This window comes from Chitinophagales bacterium (assembly GCA_020636535.1).
Taxonomy (GTDB): domain Bacteria; phylum Bacteroidota; class Bacteroidia; order Chitinophagales; family JADIYW01; genus JADJSS01.
This window is the reverse complement of sequence record JACJXT010000011.1, coordinates 736997-760810: the sequence shown is the minus strand read 5'-3', so window position 1 is coordinate 760810 and position 23814 is coordinate 736997. Positions and strand designations below refer to the sequence as shown.

Here is a 23814-nt window from a genome sequence, read left to right as displayed (position 1 = left end):
AACCATCTCACCACTCCAAAAACAAATCTTCGTAAACATCTATAGCTTTTGATGTATAATTTGTAAGACCTACTTTTATAGTGTAGTGAGCTTCTAGCCATCGCCATTGTTCTAAGTTGCGTGCTATTTCTTTTGCACTTGGTGGCAATTTAGCAATAGCTAATAATGTTGCTGTAGTATATGCATACAAACCAATATGCTTATAATTATAATTTGCTGTTCGACTAAAATCAATTGCAATATTATTTTTAATATCTACTTTTACTATATTTTTATTATCAATATTTTTTTTGTCTGATATTTTTTTTGCTTGTGTAAAAATCTGATGTTCATTATCAAATATTGCAATTAATTCTTCTATTTGTTGTGGTTGTATAAATGGTTCATCACCTTGAATATTAATTACAAAGTCGTAAGCATCATTTAATTGCTCTACAACAGCGGCACATCGTTCTGTGCCATTTTTTATTTCAGTAGATGTCATTATTACTTTTGCACCAAAACTTAAAGCTAATTGTGCTATAAATTTGTTGTCAGTAGCTATAACAATATCATCAATACCACGCACCTGCTCTACTTGATTAAAAACGCGTTCTACCATAGTTTTTCCTGCAATATTGGCTAAAGGTTTTCCAGGAAATCTGCTAGAAGCAAATCGTACAGGTATAATGGCTAAAATTTTCAATTAGCTTACTTTTCTTACTTTTAAAGAATAACCACTAATACCTATTACTTTAATTGGTGCCTCTTTTAAAATAAATTCAGCTTCGGTAATGGCATCGTAAATATCTTCGCCAATAACAACTTTTCCTGCTGGTCTTAAATCGGTATATGCTGTACCAATACTACCAATTAGGTTTTCGCTATGCGTTTGGTTAATGGTATAACCTTCGGTAGCTTTCTGTTCTGACTGTAACACCATTTTATTAAATAAAGGAAAATTAAATATATTTCCACCAAGCCATGTTAACAGTATAAAACCAAATACTAGTGTTAAACTTACTCTAAACAGAGCTTTACTAATCACACTCATCGCATTTCCTGGAATATCAAAATTTAAATTGCCAAATAAACTGAGCGTTAATCCACCAATTACAAAAATAATTCCGAGTACACCAGCAATGCCAAAACCTGGAATGACAAAAATTTCTAAAGCAATGAGTATTAATCCAATTACAAAAATGGCAATTTCCCAATTGGCTGCTAATCCTTCTAAATACAAAGGTGCGAAATACAAGACTGCTCCTAAAATTGCTATGGCTAAAGGAAAACCAATGCCTGGTGCTTTTAATTCAAACCAAATGCCACCAATTATCATCATAATTAAAATACTGTTGATGAATGGACTCAACAAAAAGTTAATTAATTTATCTAGTGTGGTTACTTTATGTACAGTTACTTTAGCATCTGGCATTCCTAAAAAATCTTTTACTGTTTGAATATCGTTGGCTTTGCCTTCGCAGTAACCAAATTGTATCGCTTCGGTTGTAGTAAAAGTTAATATTTTTCCAGTATCATTTATTCCTTCAACTGATAAATCTTCATCTACCATAGCTTCTGCAATTTTTGGATCTCTGCCATTGGTTTCCGCAGTAGAACGCATCAAACCACGCATATATGATTGGTATTTATCTGCTACTTTCTCTCCATTTTGATCTACCACAGTTGCAGCACCAATGTTAGCACCGTCACTCATATAAATACTATCGCAAGAAATAGAAATTAATGCACCAGCCGAAGCTGCATTGTTGTTAATCCAAACTACAGTTTTTAATTTGGTGTTTAATAAAGTTGTTCTAATTTCGTCAGCAGCATCTAATAATCCACCATAAGTATCTAATTCTAATAAAAAAACATCGGCTTTTTGTTGTTCGGCATCTTTTATTGCTCTATTAATTAATCTAACAGCACCTTTATCAATTTCTTGCTTTAATTGCAGTTGATAAATATTAGGTACGCTTTTTGCATAACCACTTATTGCAATTGTAATGAACAAAAATAAAATAGCCGATTTAATGTATTGCATATGCACTTTATGTTGAAAAATGATTAATAATTATAACGAAAACAAAATGAAATTAGTTCCATCAAATGTAAAAATAATGAAATATAACTTTTTATTCCTATTTACTTTTTTAATTGCCAATATTGGATTTAGTCAATCTAATAAAACCTATACTGTACAATTAGGCAATACCATGTATAGTATTGCTAAGCAATTTAATGTTTCGGTAGATGCTTTGTCTAAAGCCAACAACAATTTAAAAGCAGAAGATTTAAAATTAGGACAAGAATTAATTATTCCTACTGAAAAAAAAGCAGACAAGAAAATAGAGCATAAAACACCATCAAAAAACGAGCATGTAGTTCAAGCTAAAGAAACACTTTATAGCATTAGTAAGCAACACAATATTAGTGTAGATGATTTAAAGAAATGGAATAGTTTATCGGACAATAATATTACTATTGGTGATACTTTGATTATTGGTTCAAAGAAGACAATAAGTAATAAAAAAGCGGATGTTATTTTAAGTGATGAACCAAGCAAAAAACAACTGGAAGTAATTACTACAGATAGTGCAATTGTAGTTCCAAAACATCCTTTGTTTGATAATTATCAACAGCAAACAACAGACAAAGAGATAGATAAGGAAGAAGTAACTATAGCCATGATGACGACAACTAATCCTGCTATGAAATATGCCTATTACGCTTTGCACAGAACTGCACCAGTAGGTACTATTTTAAAAATCACGAATCTAGCCAATGGTAAAGTTAGCTATGCCAAAGTACTAGGAATATTACCAGATATAGACGAAAACAAAAATATAGCTGCTAGAATTTCATTAGGTGTTGTAAATCAATTAAAAACAGGTAGCGGAAAAGCGTATGTTAAAATTGAATACGCAAAGCAGTAGTTTTATTTTATTGTTAGAATTAGAATAATGACAAAAATCATTTTTTTATTGACTAGAAATGGTGCATCTTTGTAAAAAATGAAGCATTAGTGCAACATTATAAGGTTGTAACCATATCGCACAAAAACACTAAAGTCAATCGTCTAAAAGATTATCTTATTACAGACGAAGATGAAAGTGATTACCCTATTAGTAAACTTAGTTTATTAAAAGATAGCTTTGATTTAGATGAACTATTCTATTTAAATACTTGCAACAGAGTTACTTTCTTTTTTACTTCTAAAGAAAAAGTAGACAATCATTTCTTAAGAAAATTATTCTTGTTTATCAATCCAAATTTAAATAAAGATTTAATTGATTTACACATTTCTAAAGCAATGGTTTACGAAGGCAAAGATGCTATTGAACACATTTTTGCGGTAGTATCTTCACTAGAGTCTTTGGTAATTGGCGAAAGAGAAATTATTGGTCAGTTTAAACAAGCGTATGCCAATAGCAAGCAATACAATTTAAGTGGCGATAGTATTAGACTTGCAATAGAACAAGCTATAGTTTTTGCGAAAAAAATCCACACTGAAACTAAAATTGGAGAAAAACCTATTTCCGTAGTTTCTTTAGCATTTAGGTCTTTATTAGAAAATAATATTCCAAGCACAGCTAATTTACTAATTATTGGTGCTGGACAAACCAATAATCTAATGGCAAATTTGCTAGTTAAATTTGGTTTTGAGAATGTATCTGTTTACAATAGAACACTACACAAAGCAGAAGATTTAGCATCTCGATTTAAAAATGGCAAAGCATATAGCTTAGAACAATTGCCTAATCATCAAGAAGCGTTTGATGTAATTATTTCGTGTACTGGTGCAAGCTATGATGTTTTAAATCATTCTATTTTTAATAAAATTTATCATAATAATAAATTAGTAATTGTCGATTTAGCAATTCCGCAAGATATTGATACAGCAATTACTGATTTAGAAACTGTAAAATATATTGATGTAGCTTCTTTAGAAACTAAAGCAAAAGAAAATTTACAGTTTAGAAAAAATGAAACCTACAAAGCAGAAGCATTGCTAGAAGATTTTATTAATGTATTTAATGAACTCTTTAAAGAAAGAAAATTAGAATTGGCATTGTCTGAAATTCCTAATGAAGTAAAAAACATTAAAGAAACAGCTTTAACCAAAGCGTTTAAAAAAGAAGTGGCAACACTTGATGATAATGCAAAATTAGTTTTAGAAAGCGTAATGCAATACATGGAAGAAAAATATATTGCATTGCCATTTAAAGTATCTAAAGAAAGCATATTAAACAGTTCTAAATATTAAAACAATGACAAAAGGTATCAGTACACCTATTATCATTGGTACTCGTGGTAGCCAACTCGCATTATGGCAAGCAAATTTTACTAAGCAAGTTTTAGAACAGAACAATTATTTGGTTGAATTAAAAATCATTCAAACCAAAGGCGATACTTCTCAGCAATGGAATACAAGTTTTGAAAAATTAGAAGGCAAAGGTTTTTTTACTAAAGAGCTAGAAGATGCTTTGCTAAATAGCGAGATTGATTTAGCAGTGCATTCTTGTAAAGATGTGCCAACACAACAACCAACAGGACTAAGTATTACTGCTTACTCAAAAAGAGCCAATCCGTTTGATGTATTGCTCATCAACAAAAATAAAGTAGATACTACACAATTTTTACAATTACAACAAAATGCAATTGTAGGAACTTCTAGTGCTAGAAGAAAAACACAATTACTATCGTATAGAAACGATATTGAAATTAAAGACATAAGAGGAAATGTACCTACACGAATTGACAAATTAAGAAAAGGTGAATTTGATGCTATCATATTGGCTCAAGCTGGCATTGAACGACTGGAAATTAATTTAAACGAATTTGAAGTAATTGTACTTGATGCACCATTATTTATTCCTGCACCAGCACAAGGTGTTTTGGCTTATCAAATTAGAGAAAATGATAAGGAATTAGCAAGTATTTGTAGTATATTAAACGATACCAATAGTAGCAATTTAGCATTATTAGAAAGAAAAGTATTAGCAGATTTTGAAGGTGGTTGCCAAATGCCATTAGGTGCTTACGCTACGACAAACAATGGCGTAACCAAACTTTGGATAGCACAAGCCAAACAATGGAATAGTTTTCCTAGTAGAATATGTATTGAAAATCCAAGTTTAGATTATAATTACAAACATATATTCAACAATACTGCAAATACTATTTTTATTTCTAGAGATTTAGATGCTGATAGTTATTTAAAACAATCATTACAAGATAGCATTATTGGCAAAAGTTTAATCGATTTTAAAGCAGTCGATTTTTCATTTAACAACACTTACGATTGGTTATTCTTTTGCAGTAAAAGAGCTGTCGATTTTTTCTTTACTACAGTAGATAAAAATCATATGTCTACTACAAAAATTGCGGCACTTGGAAAAGCAACTGCATTTCATTTGCAACAAAAAAATATCAATGTAGATTTTATTGGTGACAGTATTGGTGCAACAAGTGCTGAAAAATTTGCTAGCATAACTAAAGGAAAAGTAGCATTTCCTATGGCAAATAATTCTTCTATGAGTGTACAAAAAGCACTAGCCAATTTCAATCATATACAAACAGAAAATATTATTGTATATAGTAATCAACCAATACAAAACATAGCACAACAACACGAAAACATATTGGTATTTACTAGTCCAATGAATGCAGAAAACTATTTCAGTCAATTTCAGCTACTAGAAAATCAACAAGTAATAGCCATTGGCAAAGCTACCTCAACTGCATTACAACAATTAAACATTACGCATACTGTTTCGCAAACACCGTATGAATACAGCATTGTAGATGAAATCAATCAGTTAAGTATTATAAAACCAATATAATTTACTAATAGTTACACTGTTTTCTTTTATAAAACTTAATTATCTTAGAGGAAAGCTGTTATTTAATTTCTAAAAACAAATGCTATGAATAATCATTTAGAAGAGTTAGATAATTATTTAGACAACCATTATATACATCGTAGTAATTGGTTAAGAGCTGCTGTGCTTGGAGCAAATGATGGAATTTTATCTACTTCAAGTATTGCTATTGGTGTAGCTGCTGCAAGTGATTTAAGAACGCCTATTGTTTTGGCAACTTTAGCTGGACTTGTGGCTGGTGCTTTATCTATGGCTGCTGGTGAGTATGTTTCTGTAAGTTCTCAAACAGATATTGAAAATGCAGATATTGAAAGAGAAAAAATAGAATTAAGAGAAAGTCCAGAATTAGAATTGCAGCGTTTAGCAAAAATTTATGAAGAAAGAGGTCTAAAAAAAGAAACTGCACTTATTGTTGCCAAAGAGCTTACCGAAAAAAATGTTTTAGCTGCTCATATTAGAGATGAGTTAGGTATTAATGAAATAAATCAAGCAAAACCAGCACAAGCTGCCTTGGCTTCTGCTGCTTCATTTTTATTCGGAGGCATACTACCACTTGTAGTTACACTGTTTTTACCTGTATTTAATATGGAGTATTATTTATATAGTTTTTCTATTGTTTTTTTAATTGTTTTAGGTGCATTGGCGGCTAAAGTTGGTGGCTCTAGCATTGGTAAAGCAATTGCACGAATAACATTTTGGGGAACAATTACTATGGGATTAACTGCTTTAGTTGGTCATCTATTTCATTTAAACATTTAATTCTTTTACATCTATCTCTGTGTTATCATCATACAATTGTCTAGTCATTGCTTCATTACCATTAAATAATACTTTCACCACATCTGCTTTATTTGGTCGCCTAATAATCATTAATAACAACAAGGCAATAGCAATACCAAATAGTTTATCATTTCCATCTAAATAAAACAACATAATATTTGTAAAACATGCACCTTCTAAAATTGCCATTTGTATTATCATAGCTGTTCTATAAGTCGCCAACTTGGTAGACAAATCAACATTATTATTTTGACTAGTTTTCAAATAATTAAAAAACATAATTCTTGAAGTCAAAATTGCAATTAATGCCAAACCAATACCTACATATAAAAACAAATTACTATTATCTAGTGGCATATTTCCTGTTGTTCTTAAATATTTAAGAATTGCAATTATAACAAATGCACCTAAACAAAGTGCAATATGTATTTGTTGTATCACCTTAAAATATGCTTTAACTGTAGTTTTCATAGGATAAAATAAATTCAATTATCAAAAATATACAACTATTTGTAGAAATCTACCGACTTTATATTAAATTTGATTTTGATAATGAAGTATAAAATAATATTAGTACTAGCAACAGCATTGCTTATTTTTTCTTGTAAGAAAGAAACGGAGACCTTTGTAGTTGATTATGCTTATGAATACTTTCCAAATGATTCTGGACATTATGTTATCTATAAAGTAGATTCTGTTACTTATAACAACTTTTACAATCCAGTTTTGGTTACACAACATTCGTTTTATTTGAAAGAAGTTATAGAGTCTCATTTTATTGATAATTTAGGAAGAAATGCAGATAGAATAGAACGATATACTAAACAAAATATAAATGATAGTTGGTCTTTAGATAGAATTTGGTATCAGGTTTTAGATGAAACTGCTGCTGAGCGAGTAGAAGAAAATTTGCGATATATAAAATTGGTTTTTCCACCATACTTAGGACAAAAATGGCAAGGCAATAAATATATAGAAACACCATTACCTTATATAGATTCGTCATTTTATTCGCCTTGGACTTACGAAATTATTGAAACTGGTGGCTCATTTACCAATTCGTTAGGCACTACTTTTAATGATGTAGTTACTGTTTTGCAAGAAGATGATTCTACAGCAATTAACTATACTTATTCCTTAGAAAAATATGCTAAAAATGTTGGTATGGTATACAAAGAGTTGTGGTCGGTCGTAGCACAAAGCAATCCGAATATTACTGTACCTTGGATACAAAGAGCTCAAAAAGGTTTCTATATTAAAATGGAAGCCATTGAAAGTGGAACAGAATAAGTTATCTACTATACTAAATTAGAGTTTTTTCCTCACTACATTATATTTCACTCAAAATGGAAAATAGTCTAGTATCCTGTTATGTATTTAGAAGTAAAATAAAGGAAAAATCGTCATTCTCAACCTGTCTGCCGACAGGCAGGCTTGATTGGGAATCTTTTTTACAACAGATTGCTGTTTCCACAGCAATGACGCTGGAGATTCCTGACCTGCCTGCGGTAGGCAGGTAAATTTCTTCGTCATACTACGAATGACGCCCAAATGGACAACAAGTTCTAGTATCTATATTATACTTCTAAACTTTAACTCTTGTTTGGCTTGTTCTACCCAATTGTCTTTGGCAATTCTTCCAGGAAAAAATTCTATTGCATGATTTACTTTAATAATATCTTCATCATTAAAGTTGGCAATTTGTTCTAGCGTAAAAATTCCTATTAAATTCAATCGTTTTTCTACATTAGCACCAATGCCATTAATTACAGTTAAGTCATCTTTATCTTCTATTGTAGCAAAGCCAATTCTATCAAAATTAATAACTGTATTTTTTGCTTTTATACGGTCTAACTCATCATCTGGAATAGAAATTATTTTTTCTTTTTTAGTTAAAAGTTGATGGTCGTCTTTATTTTTAAACGATAACTCCTCTTCTAATTCAATAATATAAGATTTTAACTGCTTTACTTGCTTAGTTAACTCTTCATACTTTGTATTAACAAGCTCATTTAAATGCAATTCATTGTCTTTGTTAATAGATTTTAGCTGTTTCTCTAAATTGCAGTTTTCCTTTTCTAGTGCAAAAACCTTGTGTTTCATTGCTTGAGCATCATTACTAGGCAACAAAAAATTAGCTTTCATTTTTTTCAATTCTTCGTGTTCTGCCTTAAGTTCTTTATAAGAATCTTTTTTAGAATTGCTTCTGCTATTAAAATACCAAGCAGTAATAATTACGCCCAATAAAGCACTTGCTATTGGTATAATTATCCACATTATTACATTAAATTGTTCCATATTCTAAACAAATTGTTGATAACCTAGGCAAGTTATTAAATAAAATGTTAAAAAACAAAATAAAATGAGATTAAAATTATTTATTTATTTTTGTGCTGATGTCATCACAATTGTTGTTAAACAATACACAAATTCACTTAATGCTTCAACGATTAAGTAGAGAAGTTTTAGAAAACTATTTAAATGAAGAAATTTTTTTAATTGGCATTCAACCTCGTGGTATTTTATTATCAGAAAAAATATATACTATACTACAGTCTATTAGCAAAAATAAAGTATATCATGGTAGTATTGATGACACTTTTCATAGAGATGATTTTAGACGAGGAAAAATTGTAACAGCAAATACTACGAATATCTCTTTTGAAATTGAAGATAAAAAAATCATATTAGTAGATGATGTATTATATACAGGAAGAACTGTAAGAGCTGCAATGGGTGCTTTATTAATGTATGGTAGACCTAAAAAAATTGAGTTGCTTACTTTAATCGACAGAAGATTTAAAAGAGAGTTACCTATTCAACCAGACTATGTTGGACAGTCGGTAGATACTATTGAAAATATACAAGTTAAAGTTGACTGGAATAATAAAAATAATAAAGTTGTATTTGTAAATTAAAAATATGGGACAGTTAAGTACAAAACATTTAATAGCCATTGAACCACTACAAACCAATGATATTGAATTGATATTAGATACTGCTGTTAACTTTAAGGAAGTAATTAACCGACCAATAAAAAAAGTACCTACACTAAGAGATATTACTATTGCCAATCTGTTTTTTGAAAATTCTACTAGAACAAAAATTTCATTTGAGTTGGCTCAAAAACGACTTAGTGCTGATGTGGTTAACTTTGCATCGTCATCATCGTCGGTTAAAAAAGGCGAAACGCTTTTAGATACGGTCAACAATATTTTAGCCATGAAAGTAGATATGTTGGTCATGCGACATCCAAGTCCTGGTGCTTGTTATTTTCTAGCAGATAAAATTGATGCCGTTATCTTAAATGCTGGCGATGGTACTCACGAACATCCTACGCAAGCGTTGTTAGATGCCTTTTCTATTAGAGAAAAATTAGGCACTTTAAAAGGCAAGAAAATTGCTATCATTGGTGATGTTATGCACAGTAGAGTAGCACTATCTAATATTTATTGTCTACAAAAATTAGGTGCAGAAGTTACGCTTTGTTCGCCACCAACATTGTTGCCAAAAAATATAGCAGAACTTGGCGTTAATATTTCTTACAATATTGATGAAACGCTGGCGTGGTGTGATGTAGCTAACATTTTGAGAATTCAATTAGAACGACAACAAACACAATACTTTCCTTCTTTAAGAGAATATGCTATGTACTTTGGTGTAAACAAAACAAGGTTAGACAAACTAAAAAAAGAAATTGTAATAATGCATCCAGGACCAATTAACAGAGGTGTAGAGATTACCAGTGATGTTGCTGATTCTCATCATTCTATTATACTACATCAAGTAGAAAATGGTGTTGCAGTTCGCATGGCTTGTATGTACTTGTTGGCAAATACTACTGCTTAATAATTTTAGCACTACTTTCGTTTAGTTGTACAATATATATACCTTTTGCTAAACTAACATTACTTGTATTTAATGTCAATTGGTTCTCTCCTGCTTGAAGATTTACAGCTTGTTGAAATATTAGTTTTCCTTCTAAATTATATATATTAATTATATCATTTTTAGATACAGCACTATAATATTTTAATTGCACATCGTTATTACTAATAATATTTGGATATATATATAATTTACTATTTTTATTTAATACTTCATTCTTATTAATAGCAATACTTGTAGTAAGTGTTCTACTAATAGTCTTAGTATTGGCTACTATCGTTAAATTATAAATTCCATTTTTAAGATTTGGTATTTCCTTAATTTGATAACACTGTTCTTGTTGATTAAATATCATTGGTATAGTAATAGACGACTCATAAACAACATCAGTAAATTCGTCCATATTTCTATTAAGTATTGCTTCTACTTGTATCTCTTTATAGTTAGCATTAAAATTATTTGCATATATTTTTAAACTGTTTAAATCTGTATTGGTAGCATAATTTTGATTGAATGCTAATGATAAAGCTGCTTCATTTCCATCAACAAATAAGGCAGTTACTGCTTGATTAAATTCTAGCGTATAATTGGTATTTTCATTTAAGTCAGATAAGTCTATGCTATGAAATAAATTGATATAAGAATCAGTGGCTAAATCTTGTTGTATTGTTTTTATTAATTGATTATTATTATATATTTTTATATTTAAATTATTATAATTTCCAATTAATTGCAACTGTGTTTGACGATTTACTGTTATAGGAAGTGTTTTTGTTTTAAGTAAGTTATAATTACTAGCAATAGCATCTCTTTGATATGATTTATTGGTAGGAACACTTGCTTGATTAGCTTTTCGCAACACAGGATTTTGAGTACAATATTGTATCTGTTCATACACTTCGTCCCAAGTTTCAGACGACAACAACACATCTACATGATTTAAAAAAGAGTTTGTACTTGGTGGTCGTTCAGAGACTTCAGTAGCACCAGGTCTAAAAGCAGAATAGTACGAAACTAATCCATCTGTATATTTATTATTATCATAATTTGGATATTGATATGCAGAAGGAATAGGAATAATTTTACTCACTCCACCTAATAGCGTAAAACCAGCAGTCATTAAACCACCAGCAATAACACCTAATCCAGGAATATCAAAACACAAAGGTCTATATTGTTCATAAAAAACTACTTTAGCAATATCATCTGGAATATTTGGTGGGAAACGCATGATATTATTAAAACCCCAAGCACCAAAACATCTAAATTTTTCAGGTCGATTTTCTGCACTATTATCCATCATTGGTCTAACAACACCAGTCATATAAGCTGTTTGCAATTGGTAAGTACCTTTACCTCTAAAAATTTCGCCAACAATTGGTATGTTTTCTGTTACTAATTTTATTAGTGGATTAGCAATAAAATCACCTAATGCTGCACCATAAAAAGGAGAAGATAGCGTAATAACACCACTTACAGAATCGGCAATTCCAGAATTGTACAAAGCAAATTCCATATCTAAACCACCTTTACTATGACAAACTGCAATTACATTATTGGTATTAAAATGCTCGCAAGTAGCACGAATCATATCGGCAATTACGGCACCATTTTCTTGCATTAAGCCACTTCTAGTATGAAAAAAGAAAGCCGTATTATAACCAGCATTATAGCATTTTTGATACCACTGATTTTTTGCCATAAACCAAGAATAACCATTATCAAACCAACCATGTACAAATACTATTACTGGCTGATTTGGACTAGCATTTGGTGGTGTTGCTCCAAACAATACATTGTTAAGTTTAGCTTTAGCATCGCCACAATCGTAGTTGGCTGGTGCTGGCAAATTTTGAGTAGTTATAGTAACTGCCTTGGTAGGTAGCAATACACTACAAAATAAAAGAAAGTAAAAGTGCTTCATTAATCTAATATAAGAAATTAATTAAGATTTTACAATTGCGTATTTATTTTTTTGAACAAAATTAATATTAATTTAAAAAATTGTATTAATCATTTGTTTAAATCAAAATTTTAATTTAACTTTATACTACTAATATTTTTTATGAATACCAACGAAACAGAAATATTAATTAAAGAAACTGCTAGAAAAATTTTTCACGAAAAAGGATTTGCAGCAACTAAGACTAGAGATATTGCAAAAGCTGCTAATATTAATTTGGCTTTGGTTAATTACTATTTTAGAAGTAAAAAGAAACTGTACGATATTATTATGTTAGAGTCGATACAGCATATTTTAAATGGTGTATTGCCTATTTTGAATGACAAACATACCAGCATAGAAGAAAAATTAGAGCAATTTGTAATACATTATACCGATTTATTGATTGAAAATCCAGATGTTCCAACTTTTATTTTAAATGAAATAAGGCAAAATCCAGAAGAATTAATTAAAAAGATTGGCGTTTTTAAACAAATAAAAAAATCATATTTATTGGAACAGTTTAAACAAGAAGTAAATTATAAAATTAATCCAATTCATATTGGTATAAACACAATGGCTTTTATAGCATTTCCGTTTATAGCAATGCCATTAATTAAAAATGTCTTTCAATTGCCTGATGTTCAATACAACTCTATCTTAAAAGAAAGAAAAAAATTAATACCAATTTGGTTAAAAAGTATTTCTTATAATGAATAAACCTAAAAAATGAAACGAATACTATTCTATTTATTAGTATTATTAACTTTTTATAGTAATGCACAAAATTTAACTACTATTACTATTGAAGAATGTTATGCTTGGTCAAAAGAAAATTATCCATTAATTGAACAACTAAAGTTAATTGAAGAAGCCAAAATATATAATTTATCTAATGCAACAAAAGCATTTTTGCCACAAATTAATATTCAAGCACAAGCAAGCTATCAGTCAGAAGTTACCTCATTACCAATTCAATTACCCAATATAGAAATTCCATCATTAAATAAAGACCAATATAAAATTTATGCAGATCTTTTTATTCCACTTAGTAATGCCAAAATTATAAAAAACACCAAAGAACAAATTAATGCAAATGCCGCTATTAATGCTCAACAATTAGAAGTTAATTTGTATGAATTAAAAAATAGAATAAATCAAATTTATTTCGGAATTATATTAATAGATGAGTACAGTAAACAATTGCAATTACTTTATGCTGATTATGATAGTACACTTAGCAAAACAGAAGCTGCAATAGAAAATGGCACAGCAATACCTACTAATGCTAATTTAATAAAAGCAGAACTCATTAATACACAACAAAAAATAGCAGAAAATAAAGCTCAAAAAAATGCTTACATTAATATATTAGCAATATTAACAGGAAAAAATATTGGTATGCTTACAACACTTACTATTCCTAAAACAACGCTACCAATTAACAACAATCAAAGACCAGAACTACATTTATTTGAACGCCAACAATTGTCAAATGAGCTTCAATACAAGCAAATCAACAATAAATTAATTCCTCAATTTGGTGTATTTTTTCAAGGTGGATATGGAAGACCTGCTTTAAATTTCTTAAAAAATGATTTTTCGCCTTATTATATTGGTGGACTAAAAATGAATTGGAATATTGGTCAACTATATACTATAAAAAAAGATAAAAAAATAATTACTATTAATCAACAGAATATTCAATCTCAACAAAAAGTTTTTGAACTCAATAATAGCATTCAATTAAAACAACAAGATGCTACAATTGCTAAATATCAATCTTTTATAGAAAATGACAAGCAATTAATTGAACTTAGAGAGGCAATAAAAACAACCGCCAATATTCAGTTAGACAATGGTTTAATTTCTGCTTTAGATTATATTAATTATGTTAATGCAGCAAGTAAAGCCAAGCTCGATTTAGTTTTACATCAAACAGAATTACTTATGGCAATTTATCAATACAATTATATTTCAGGAAATTAAATTTCATCACCAATGAATAAATATCATATTATCATCATTATTTTTATTCTAAGTTTAAATGCTTGTAAAAGAAACGAGAAAGACTTTGATGCTTCTGGTTCTTTTGAAGCTGTAGAAAGAATTATTAGTGCAGAAGCTACTGGAAAAATTCTATCATTAAACATAGAAGAAGGAAGTACACTACAAGCCAACGATACTATTGGTAAAATTGATGTAACCAACTTGCAACTACAAGCCAATCAAATAGAAGCTACTATCAATGCAATTAACGATAAAACAACTACGGCTGCACCTCAAATTGAAATACTAAATGCACAAATCAATACCCAAAAAAGTCAAATTGCAACACTCGAACAACAATTAACTGTTTTAAATAAAGAAGTTCTCCGATTTCAAAATTTAGTTAATGCCAATGCAGCACCTAAAAAACAATTAGATGACTTAGTTGGACAACAAGAAGTTTTACAAAAACAAATTCAGACAGCCAAGAAACAAATTAGCGTGTTAAATGCTCAAATTCAAGCAGCACAACAAACTGCAGGCATTCAAAACAAAGCAATACTGAGTGAGAAAAATCCTGGTGAAAAAAAATTAGACATTATTAAAAATCAAATATCTGATGGAACTATTATAAATGAATTTAAAGGAACAGTTTTAACTCAATATGCTTATAGCGGTGAATTTACAACTGTAGGAAAACCACTCTACAAAATTGCCGATTTATCTACAATTATTTTAAGAGTTTATGTAACAGGCAATCAATTAGCAAAAATAAAACTCAACGATACTGTAGAAGTACTTACTGACGATGGCAACAATGGGTTCAACTCAACAAAAGGTATTATTACTTGGATTAGCAATAAAGCTGAGTTTACGCCAAAAACCATTCAAACAAAAGAAGATAGAGCCAATATGGTTTATGCTGTAAAAATAAAGGTGCAAAATAATGGTGCTTACAAAATTGGAATGTACGGCGAAATAAAATTCATTAATAATGACTGATGTTTTAGTTGAAAATATAAGTAAAACATATCCTAAACTAAAACATAAAGCTTTAGATAATATTAATTTAGAAATTGAAAAAGGAGCACTTTTTGGATTGATTGGTCCAGATGGTGCAGGTAAAACTACACTCTTTAGAATTTTAACTACTTTATTGTTACCAGATGAAGGTCGTGCTACTGTAAATAACTTCGATGTAGTAAACGAATATAAAGCCATTAGAAAAAGAGTTGGTTATATGCCTGGAAAATTTTCTTTGTATCAAGACATGAGTGTATCTGAAAATCTACACTTTTTTGCTACTATTTTTAATACCAGTATTCAACAAAACTATAATTTAATCAAATCTATATACGAACAATTAGAACCTTTTAAAGATAGATTAGCTGGACAATTATCTGGTGGAATGAAACAAAAATTAGCATTGTGTTGTGCATTAATTCACAGACCAACGGTTTTGTTCTTAGATGAACCTACAACTGGTGTAGATACTGTTTCGAGAAAAGAATTTTGGGAAATGCTTAAACATCTAAAAACGGAAGGCATTACTATTCTTGTTTCAACACCTTATATGGATGAAGCTAATTTGTGCGAAAAAATTGCTTTAATACAAGATGGTAAAATAATGTCGGTTAATACACCACAACAAATTATTAAAGACTATAAACATCAATTATATGCCATAAAAGCTAATGATATGAGTCGGCTTTTAAATTTATTAAGAGCCAACAAACAAATTCAAACAGTATATTCATTTGGAGAATTTCATCACATTTCATTTAAAGAACACAACAATAATAATATACAGGTTTTAACCAATACCTTACAACAAAACCAGTTAGAAAATATTATTATAAATCCAATATCACCAACTATAGAAGATTGTTTTATTCAACAAATGTCAAACAGTTCAAATGGCAATTAATACCAACGATATTGTAATTCAAACAAAAAATCTTACTAAAAAGTTTGGTGATTTTACTGCTGTAGATAATATTACATTTAATGTATATAAAGGTGAAATATTTGGTTTTTTAGGTGCTAATGGTGCAGGAAAAACTACGGCAATGCGTATGTTGTGTGGTTTGTCAATTCCTACATCAGGTGATGCTATAATTGCAGGTTATGACATATATAAAAATACTGAAAAAATAAAAGCCAATATAGGATATATGAGTCAAAAGTTTTCTTTATATGAAGACTTAACCGTAAAAGAAAATATTATTTTTTTTGGTGGAATATATGGTCTAAATGATAATAAATTAAAAGCAAAGAGCAATGAATTAATAGAAAAACTGGAGCTAACATCGCAATCCAATAAATTAGTAGCATCATTGCCATTAGGTTGGAAACAAAAATTGGCTTTTTCAGTTGCTATTATACACGAACCAAGTATTGTATTTTTAGATGAACCAACTGGTGGCGTTGATCCAATTACAAGAAGACAGTTTTGGGATTTAATATACGATGCTGTTTCAAAAGGAATTACGGTTTTTGTAACAACACATTATATGGATGAAGCTGAATATTGTAATCGTATTTCAATGATGGTAGATGGACAAATTGCTGCTTTAGATACTCCAAGTAATTTAAAAAAAGAATTTAATGTACAAACTATGGACGATGTTTTTTATCAATTAGCAAGAGTTGCCAAAAGAAGTTAAAAAGTGAAAGCTATCAACTAACAGCCAACAAAAAAGAAAACGAAGATGCAACAATTCAAAACTTTCATCATTAAAGAATTTTATCATGTGTTTAGAGATAGTAAAACACTTTTAATGTTGTTTGGTTTACCTATTGCTCAAATTGTTCTCTTTGGATTTGCACTAACGAATGAAATCAAAAACTCTGAAATTGCTATTTGCGACTACGCTAACGACTATACTTCTAATGAAATTATAGACAAAATAGCTCACTCTAATTATTTTGATGTTACAACTATACTACACAATCAAAATCAAATTGAAGATGAATTTAAAAAAGGACATATAAAATTAGTTATTGTATTTCCTAATGAGTTTAGCAATCATTTATATCACGAAGGTAAAGCCAATATTCAAATCATTGCAGATGCATCAGACCCAAATACGGCTACTACAACCTCAACTTATATTCAATATATCATACAAGATTACATCAGTAGTATTAATAAAGATAATATTTCACCAATACTTATTAATGTAGCAATTAGAATGCTATACAATCCAGAATTAAAAAGTGCTATGAATTTCGTTCCTGGTGTTATTGCATTAGTGCTATTACTGGTGTGTGTTTTAATGACTTCCGTATCTATTGTAAAAGAAAAAGAATTAGGCACTATGGAAATTTTACTCGTTTCACCAATGAATCCAATAATTGTAATTATATCAAAAGTAATTCCTTATTTCTTCTTATCGCTAATAAATTTAACTATAATATTACTAATGAGTATTTTTTTATTAGACTTGCCAATAAATGGAAGTATATTATTATTATATATAGAAAGTAGCATAATGATATTATGTGCCTTATCATTAGGATTGTTGATTTCTAACAGTACCGATTCTCAACAAGCAGCAATGCTTATTTCATTAATGGCAATGCTAATTCCAACTATTATGTTTACCGGATTTTTGTTTCCATTAGAAAATATGCCATTACCACTTAGAATTATATCCAACTTTATTCCATCAAAATGGTATTATATCATTGTAAAATCTATTATGATAAAAGGATTGGGTTTTGGTGCCATTTGGAAAGAAACTTTAATATTAGTTGGTATGACATTAATAATGTTAGCCATTAGTTTTAAAAAATTTAAAATTAGGTTAGCATGAGAACACTACGATTTTTACTAATTAAAGAATTTAAACAAATATTTAGAAATAAAAATTTGCTACCTATGATGTTTCTAATGCCAATCATTCAGTTATTAATATTGCCATTAGCTGCCGATTTTGATATTAAAAATATTAATATAGCAATAGTAGATCACGATCGTTCTGATTATGCACAAAGCTTAATAAAAAAAATTACAGCATCTGATTATTTTAAACTAGTTGCTTATGAAATTAATTACGCCAACGCTTTTAAACTAATAGAACAAGATAAAGCTGATTTAATCCTAGAAATTCCAACTCATTTTGAACAAAATTTAATTAAAGAAGGAAATCAAGAATTATTTTTAGCAATCAATTCAATTAATGGTGTTAAAGCAAGTATTGGCGGCTCTTATGCTAGTGCTATTATTAAAGATTTTAATTATGCTCTTGCTACTACTTTATATAGTGTAAACAATCAAAATAAATTATCTAACATATCTGTAAATATAATTAATTGGTTTAATCCTTATTTAAATTATCAAATATTTATGGTACCAGGAATACTCGTAATTTTAGTTACCATGATTGGTGCTTATATGTGCAGTTTAAATATTGTAAAAGAAAAAGAAATTGGCACAATAGAACAAATTAATGTAACACCAATTAAAAAGTATATTTATATATTAGGAAAACTAATACCTTTCTGGATAATTGGCATCTTTGTTTTTACACTTGGATTTTTTATAGTCGGAATGTTAGTTTACAAAATAACACCTATTGGAAATATTTTATTATTATATATCTTTTTAGCTATCTATTTAGTAGCAATGCTTGGCTTTGGTTTATTGATATCTACCTATACAGATACTCAACAACAAGCAATGTCTATTGCTTTTTTCTTTATGATGATTTTTATATTAATGAGTGGACTATATACTCCAATTAACGCTATGCCAAATTGGGCAAAAGTAATTGCATATTCTAATCCTGTAACTTATTTTATAGAAGTAATGCGCATGGTCGTATTAAAAGGAAGCACACTAAAAAACATTAGTACACATATTTATATTATGATAGCTTTTGCAATATTCTTTAATTCTTGGGCAATTATCAATTATAGAAAAACAAATTAAGTTTTAATATTTTTTATTCTAGTAATTTTATTTTTTCACAAAATATATTAACTTAACACTATATAAAATAATATGAGTGTTCAACAGTTAGATTACGATTTTGTAATTATTGGAAGTGGTTTTGGTGGTTCTGTTTCTGCATTGCGACTTTCTGAAAAAGGATATAAAGTACTAGTAATTGAAAAAGGCAAATGGTTTAATAAACCAGAAGATTTTCCTAAAACTAATTGGAATCTTCGCAAATGGATGTGGATGCCAAAATTAGGAATGCAAGGTTTATTTAAATTAAGCTTTTTTAGACATGTTGCTGTGTTAAGTGGCGTTGGTGTTGGTGGTGGTTCTTTAGTTTATGCAAACACACTACCTGTTCCTAAATCAGAATTTTACAATAGTGGACATTGGAATGGCTTGAACGATTGGGAAAACGATTTAAAACCTTACTACACTTTAGCTAAAAAAATGTTGGGTGCAGAAAAACATCCTTATGTAAGACGAAGCGATAGAGTAATGCAAGAGTTAGCTGCTCGAATTGGCAGAGCTGATGCTTATGAACAAACTGATGTTGCTGTTTATTTTGGCAAGCAAGATGTTACTGTTCCAGATCCATATTTCGATGGAAAAGGTCCTGATAGAACTGGTTGTATTCAATGTGGTGGTTGTATGTTGGGTTGTCAGTACAATGCTAAAAACACACTCGATAAAAACTACTTGTACTTAGCACAACAATTGGGTTGCAAAATCATAGCAGAATCTGAAGTGTTTGATGTAATTCCTATGAATGAAGATGGAAGTACAGGTTATACTATAAAATATAAAGAATCATTAAATATTTTTTCATCTAAAAAGAAAAGTGTAACCACTAAAGGCGTTATTTTTTCTGGTGGCGTTTTAGGTACTATGAATTTAATGTTGAAACTACAGCAAACATCTTTACCTAATTTAAGCAACAAATTAGGCAGTGGTATTCGTACCAATTCAGAAAGTTTAATAGGTGTTACTACATTTAACAAGAAAACTAGTTTTTCTGAAGGTATTGCTATTGGTTCTATTATTAATATAGATGAACATCGACACATAGAACCAGTTAAATATTCTGAAGGTTCTGGTTTTTGGAGAATTTTTATGGCACCAATGGTTCAAGGAAAAAATATATTAATTCGTTTTTTTAATATGATTTTAGATTTCATCAAACATCCTATCAATAATTTAAAAGTTATTTTTGTAGATGATTGGAGCAAGCGAACACATATTTTATTGTATATGGAAAGCATCGATTCTACACTAAGTTTTAAGAAAAATATTTTTGGTGGATTAAAATCTAACTTAGACACTGGTCCAGCACCAACTGCTTTCAATCCAAAGGCACAAGAATTAGCCAAAGAAGTAGAGCAAATTATTGATGGAAAAGCAATGGTAATGAGTTCAGAAACTTTATTGGGTATTCCTACAACTGCACATATTCTAGGTGGTGCTTGTATGGGAAAAGATAGCAATAGTGGCGTAATTGATAAAAACAATTTAGTATTTGGCTATAAAAATATGTTGGTTTGCGATGGTAGTATGATTTCTGCAAATCCAGGTGTAAATCCAAGTTTAAGTATTACAGCAATTTCAGAACATGCTATGGCACATTTTCCAAACAAAACAGAGAATGAAAATTTCAATAATTAATAAAATATGAATATAATTTTCATAATAATATATATACTTTGGTTTGCATCAGAATTTGCATTAAGCAGATTACTTCGTTCTAAAAATCAAGATACAGAAAATACAGATAAATATACTTTGCAACTTATTTGGGCAGGAATAATCACAGGCAATTCTATAGCAGGTTATATTAGCACTGCATATTATCTACCAACTTCAATGAATGAAAACATAAGATACATTGGATTATTAATTATAATTATTGGTTGTATTATTAGATTCTATGCTATCTATTCTCTAGGTGTACAATTTACAGTCGATGTAAATATTCGCAATCAACATGAACTTAATAACAAAGGAATTTATAAATATTTTAGGCATCCATCTTATACTGCATCTCTTTTATCTTTTATTGGATTTGGAATTTCATTAAATAACTGGTTATCTTTAATTATAATAACTATTATAATTATTATTGTTTTTCAAATAAGGATTAAAGTAGAAGAAAAAGCATTGATTGGTAAATTTGGCAACGATTATATCAACTATAAAAAAGAAACATTTGGTTTAATTCCTTTTATTTTATAATGACTTTCTGTGCTGTCAGAAGTTTCCTTCTGACATTAAAAACAAATAACTCAATGACTAATGACTACAAAAAATAACCAATGACTAAACAATTATGAAAAATATATTTACACTATTATTCTTATTACTTGTTGGCAATATTCATGCTCAACAATACGGACAGTTTCAATTTGAAAACAGAGTTAGAAACTATATTGTCTATCTTCCTAAAAACTTCTCTCCTAATGAAAATCTACCACTAGTAATTAATATGCATGGTTTCACTCAAAATGGTGGTTTTCAGATGAATTATACCAAATACAATGCATTAGCAGATACAGCAAGGTGTATTGTGGTGTATCCAAACGGAATTGATGCGAGATGGAATTCTGGTACTTTTTTCTTTATTGAATCTGATGTAAATGATGTTGGATTTTTAAGCGAACTCATCGACCGAATGCACTTGCTATACAATATCAATCTAGAAAAAGTATATGCTACTGGATATTCTGCTGGTGGTTTTATGAGTTACAAACTAGCTTGCGATGCTACGAATCGTTTTGCGGCTATTGCACCATTAGTAGCTTCAATGATATATGATAATATTGAAACCTGTGTTCCTGCAAGAGCTTTTCCTTTAATTGCTTGTAATGGTTCAGCAGATCCAATTACACCATACAATGGCATACCTTTAAATTTTCCAGGAATTGATAGCATCAAATCATTTTGGCAAATAACCAATAATTGTAATAATAATGTAATTATCGACACATTACCCAATACCAATACTACTGATGGAAGTAGAGCAGTACGATATACTTATACTGACTGTAATGATAATGTAACTACTTCGTTTTATAAAATGATTAGTGGTGGACATACTTGGGCTGGTGCAGATAATGTGTTCTTGGGTATTTTAGGAAAAACCAATCAAGATATTAGTTGGACAAAAGAGAGTTGGAATTTCTTTCAACAAAATAAAATTCCTAGTAGCGTACAATGTAGTCAACCTATTATTGTTGATGTAGAAAAAAATATAAATAATTATACTATCAATTGGACATTAATTGAAAATGTAGATAACTATAGAATTGCTATAATAGACTCATCAGATAATATAACATTTTTAGAAAGCACTAGCAATAGTGTAGATATTACTTTAGATACCAATAATTCATATAAATTTGCAGTAGCAAGTATTTGTAGTAGTGGATTTGTTAATTGGTCAACTATTTATGATGAACAAGCAGTGGTATCCTCTATTAAAAATAAAACGACACTTCCATTTAGTATATATCCAAATCCAACTCAGCAATTTATACAATTAGATATTCCTACAAATAAATTATTAAATTATACTATATATAATAGTGTAGGTAATTTAGTTATGTCTGCTAATTACAATGCTGTACCAATAAATATTCAAAAGTTGAGTAATGGTTATTATATCGTCAATGTTTACGATGGTACAACAAACTATGTTAGTCGTTTTACTAAATTTTAAATTTGTGTATCTTTATAGCAATGAAAGTTAGCGGATTTAAATTAGCTACAATATTTGGCATATTATTAATCATCACTTCTTTGATTTTGATGTTTATCAATCCAAAGCTAGAAAATAATTTACCTAATGGATTTTACACACCAATTATTGCTTACGAATTTATACAAGATACTGCTAGTGTACATCACCTATTCGAAGTAAACGATGTTGTTGCATACAAACAAGCATTTAACTTAGGCAATCAAATTGACTTTGCTTTTATGTTTATTTATAGTTTCTTTTTGCTTTGTATTGCAATAGGCATCTATCAAAGAAAACAATATAAATCTATGTATATTGTCTATATACTTTGTTTTTTAATTATTTTATTTGATGCATTAGAAAACTTACAGCTGTTTCAAATTACCAATTTACATCCTACAAAAAACTTTGAAGTACCATTAGCTTTTCTACAATTGTTTACATGGTTAAAATGGTCGAGTATTGCCAGCGTATTTTTAATATTTGCACCATTCTTTTTTCAACAAAAGTGGTTAGGAAAAATTATAGGTCTACTACAAATCGCTTGTTCAATATTGCTCATTATAGCTTATTTCAACTATGGTATAATGAATGAAATCTTTTCATTATCTGTAGTACTCAACTTTTTATGCTTAGTTATTTTTGTATTTTTACAGTTGAGAAAATAAAG

23 protein-coding genes are annotated in these 23814 nt (G+C 29.3%); 18 read left to right on the top strand and 5 right to left on the bottom strand.

What is annotated here, in order from left to right; genetic code table 11:
- Positions 1-7: 7 nt before the first annotated feature.
- Entirely contained in the window at positions 8-685 is a 678-nt protein-coding gene (locus H6553_03605) for a 3-deoxy-manno-octulosonate cytidylyltransferase (protein MCB9032900.1), read from the bottom strand.
- Positions 686-2026: a nodulation protein NfeD gene (locus H6553_03600; GenBank protein MCB9032899.1), complete on the bottom strand. Its 1341-nt coding sequence runs from the start codon at positions 2024-2026 to the stop codon at positions 686-688.
- Positions 2027-2045: 19 nt separating this feature from the next.
- Between H6553_03600 and H6553_03595 the strand changes: the two genes are divergently transcribed.
- The 4 genes from H6553_03595 to H6553_03580 all read left to right on the top strand — a co-directional run bounded on the left by H6553_03595 (position 2046) and on the right by H6553_03580 (position 6626).
- On the top strand, positions 2046-2918 hold the full coding sequence (locus H6553_03595) for a LysM peptidoglycan-binding domain-containing protein (GenBank protein MCB9032898.1): 873 nt from the start codon (positions 2046-2048) through the stop codon (positions 2916-2918).
- Between the two features lie 89 nt (positions 2919-3007).
- Complete coding sequence (hemA, locus tag H6553_03590; GenBank protein ID MCB9032897.1) at positions 3008-4249, top strand: glutamyl-tRNA reductase; 1242 nt, start codon at positions 3008-3010, stop codon at positions 4247-4249.
- 4 nt (positions 4250-4253) lie between these two features.
- Positions 4254-5828, top strand: a complete 1575-nt coding sequence (hemC, locus tag H6553_03585; protein ID MCB9032896.1) for a hydroxymethylbilane synthase — start codon at positions 4254-4256, stop codon at positions 5826-5828.
- Positions 5829-5912: 84 nt separating this feature from the next.
- On the top strand, positions 5913-6626 hold the full coding sequence (locus H6553_03580) for a VIT family protein (GenBank protein ID MCB9032895.1): 714 nt from the start codon (positions 5913-5915) through the stop codon (positions 6624-6626).
- Here the strand turns inward: H6553_03580 and H6553_03575 are convergent.
- Entirely contained in the window at positions 6615-7118 is a 504-nt protein-coding gene (locus tag H6553_03575) for a hypothetical protein (protein ID MCB9032894.1), read from the bottom strand. The two genes, H6553_03580 and H6553_03575, sit on opposite strands and share 12 nt — an antisense overlap.
- Positions 7119-7199: 81 nt before the next feature.
- Between H6553_03575 and H6553_03570 the strand changes: the two genes are divergently transcribed.
- Positions 7200-7937 carry a hypothetical protein gene (locus H6553_03570; GenBank protein ID MCB9032893.1) on the top strand — a complete coding sequence of 246 codons (738 nt, stop codon included), beginning with the start codon at positions 7200-7202 and terminating at the stop codon, positions 7935-7937.
- A gap of 282 nt (positions 7938-8219) precedes the next feature.
- On the opposite strand, the gene H6553_03565 is transcribed toward H6553_03570, so the two are convergent.
- Positions 8220-8945: a hypothetical protein gene (locus H6553_03565; protein ID MCB9032892.1), complete on the bottom strand. Its 726-nt coding sequence runs from the start codon at positions 8943-8945 to the stop codon at positions 8220-8222.
- Positions 8946-9043: 98 nt separating this feature from the next.
- Here H6553_03565 and pyrR point away from each other — a divergent pair, with 98 nt between their 5' ends.
- Both pyrR and H6553_03555 read left to right on the top strand, forming a co-directional pair.
- Positions 9044-9565, top strand: coding sequence for a bifunctional pyr operon transcriptional regulator/uracil phosphoribosyltransferase PyrR (gene pyrR / locus H6553_03560; protein ID MCB9032891.1), 522 nt, complete (start codon positions 9044-9046; stop codon positions 9563-9565).
- A gap of 4 nt (positions 9566-9569) precedes the next feature.
- Positions 9570-10496, top strand: coding sequence for an aspartate carbamoyltransferase catalytic subunit (locus H6553_03555; protein MCB9032890.1), 927 nt, complete (start codon positions 9570-9572; stop codon positions 10494-10496).
- Here H6553_03555 and H6553_03550 read toward each other — a convergent pair.
- Positions 10486-12459: a T9SS type A sorting domain-containing protein gene (locus tag H6553_03550; GenBank protein MCB9032889.1), complete on the bottom strand. Its 1974-nt coding sequence runs from the start codon at positions 12457-12459 to the stop codon at positions 10486-10488. The genes H6553_03555 and H6553_03550 overlap by 11 nt on opposite strands.
- A gap of 141 nt (positions 12460-12600) precedes the next feature.
- Here H6553_03550 and H6553_03545 point away from each other — a divergent pair, with 141 nt between their 5' ends.
- From H6553_03545 to H6553_03495, 11 genes are all read left to right on the top strand, one after another.
- On the top strand, positions 12601-13197 hold the full coding sequence (locus H6553_03545) for a TetR/AcrR family transcriptional regulator (protein MCB9032888.1): 597 nt from the start codon (positions 12601-12603) through the stop codon (positions 13195-13197).
- 9 nt (positions 13198-13206) lie between these two features.
- Positions 13207-14466, top strand: coding sequence for a TolC family protein (locus H6553_03540; GenBank protein ID MCB9032887.1), 1260 nt, complete (start codon positions 13207-13209; stop codon positions 14464-14466).
- A 12-nt stretch (positions 14467-14478) separates the two neighbouring features.
- On the top strand, positions 14479-15468 hold the full coding sequence (locus H6553_03535; GenBank protein ID MCB9032886.1) for an HlyD family efflux transporter periplasmic adaptor subunit: 990 nt from the start codon (positions 14479-14481) through the stop codon (positions 15466-15468).
- Positions 15461-16393 (top strand): ABC transporter ATP-binding protein, encoded by a 933-nt coding sequence (locus H6553_03530; protein ID MCB9032885.1) that lies wholly within the window; start codon positions 15461-15463, stop codon positions 16391-16393. Before H6553_03535 ends, H6553_03530 begins: the two co-directional genes overlap by 8 nt.
- Positions 16383-17132, top strand: a complete 750-nt coding sequence (locus H6553_03525) for an ABC transporter ATP-binding protein (GenBank protein MCB9032884.1) — start codon at positions 16383-16385, stop codon at positions 17130-17132. Before H6553_03530 ends, H6553_03525 begins: the two co-directional genes overlap by 11 nt.
- Positions 17133-17177: 45 nt before the next feature.
- Complete coding sequence (locus H6553_03520) at positions 17178-18284, top strand: ABC transporter permease (GenBank protein MCB9032883.1); 1107 nt, start codon at positions 17178-17180, stop codon at positions 18282-18284.
- A complete protein-coding gene (locus tag H6553_03515) occupies positions 18281-19402 on the top strand; it encodes an ABC transporter permease (protein ID MCB9032882.1) in 1122 nt (373 codons plus the stop codon). Before H6553_03520 ends, H6553_03515 begins: the two co-directional genes overlap by 4 nt.
- 72 nt (positions 19403-19474) lie before the next feature.
- A complete protein-coding gene (locus tag H6553_03510; protein ID MCB9032881.1) occupies positions 19475-21073 on the top strand; it encodes a GMC family oxidoreductase in 1599 nt (532 codons plus the stop codon).
- A 6-nt stretch (positions 21074-21079) separates the two neighbouring features.
- Positions 21080-21640: an isoprenylcysteine carboxylmethyltransferase family protein gene (locus tag H6553_03505; GenBank protein ID MCB9032880.1), complete on the top strand. Its 561-nt coding sequence runs from the start codon at positions 21080-21082 to the stop codon at positions 21638-21640.
- A gap of 94 nt (positions 21641-21734) precedes the next feature.
- On the top strand, positions 21735-23123 hold the full coding sequence (locus H6553_03500; protein ID MCB9032879.1) for a T9SS type A sorting domain-containing protein: 1389 nt from the start codon (positions 21735-21737) through the stop codon (positions 23121-23123).
- Between the two features lie 20 nt (positions 23124-23143).
- Positions 23144-23812 carry a hypothetical protein gene (locus tag H6553_03495; protein ID MCB9032878.1) on the top strand — a complete coding sequence of 223 codons (669 nt, stop codon included), beginning with the start codon at positions 23144-23146 and terminating at the stop codon, positions 23810-23812.
- The last annotated feature ends 2 nt before the right edge of the window (positions 23813-23814 follow it).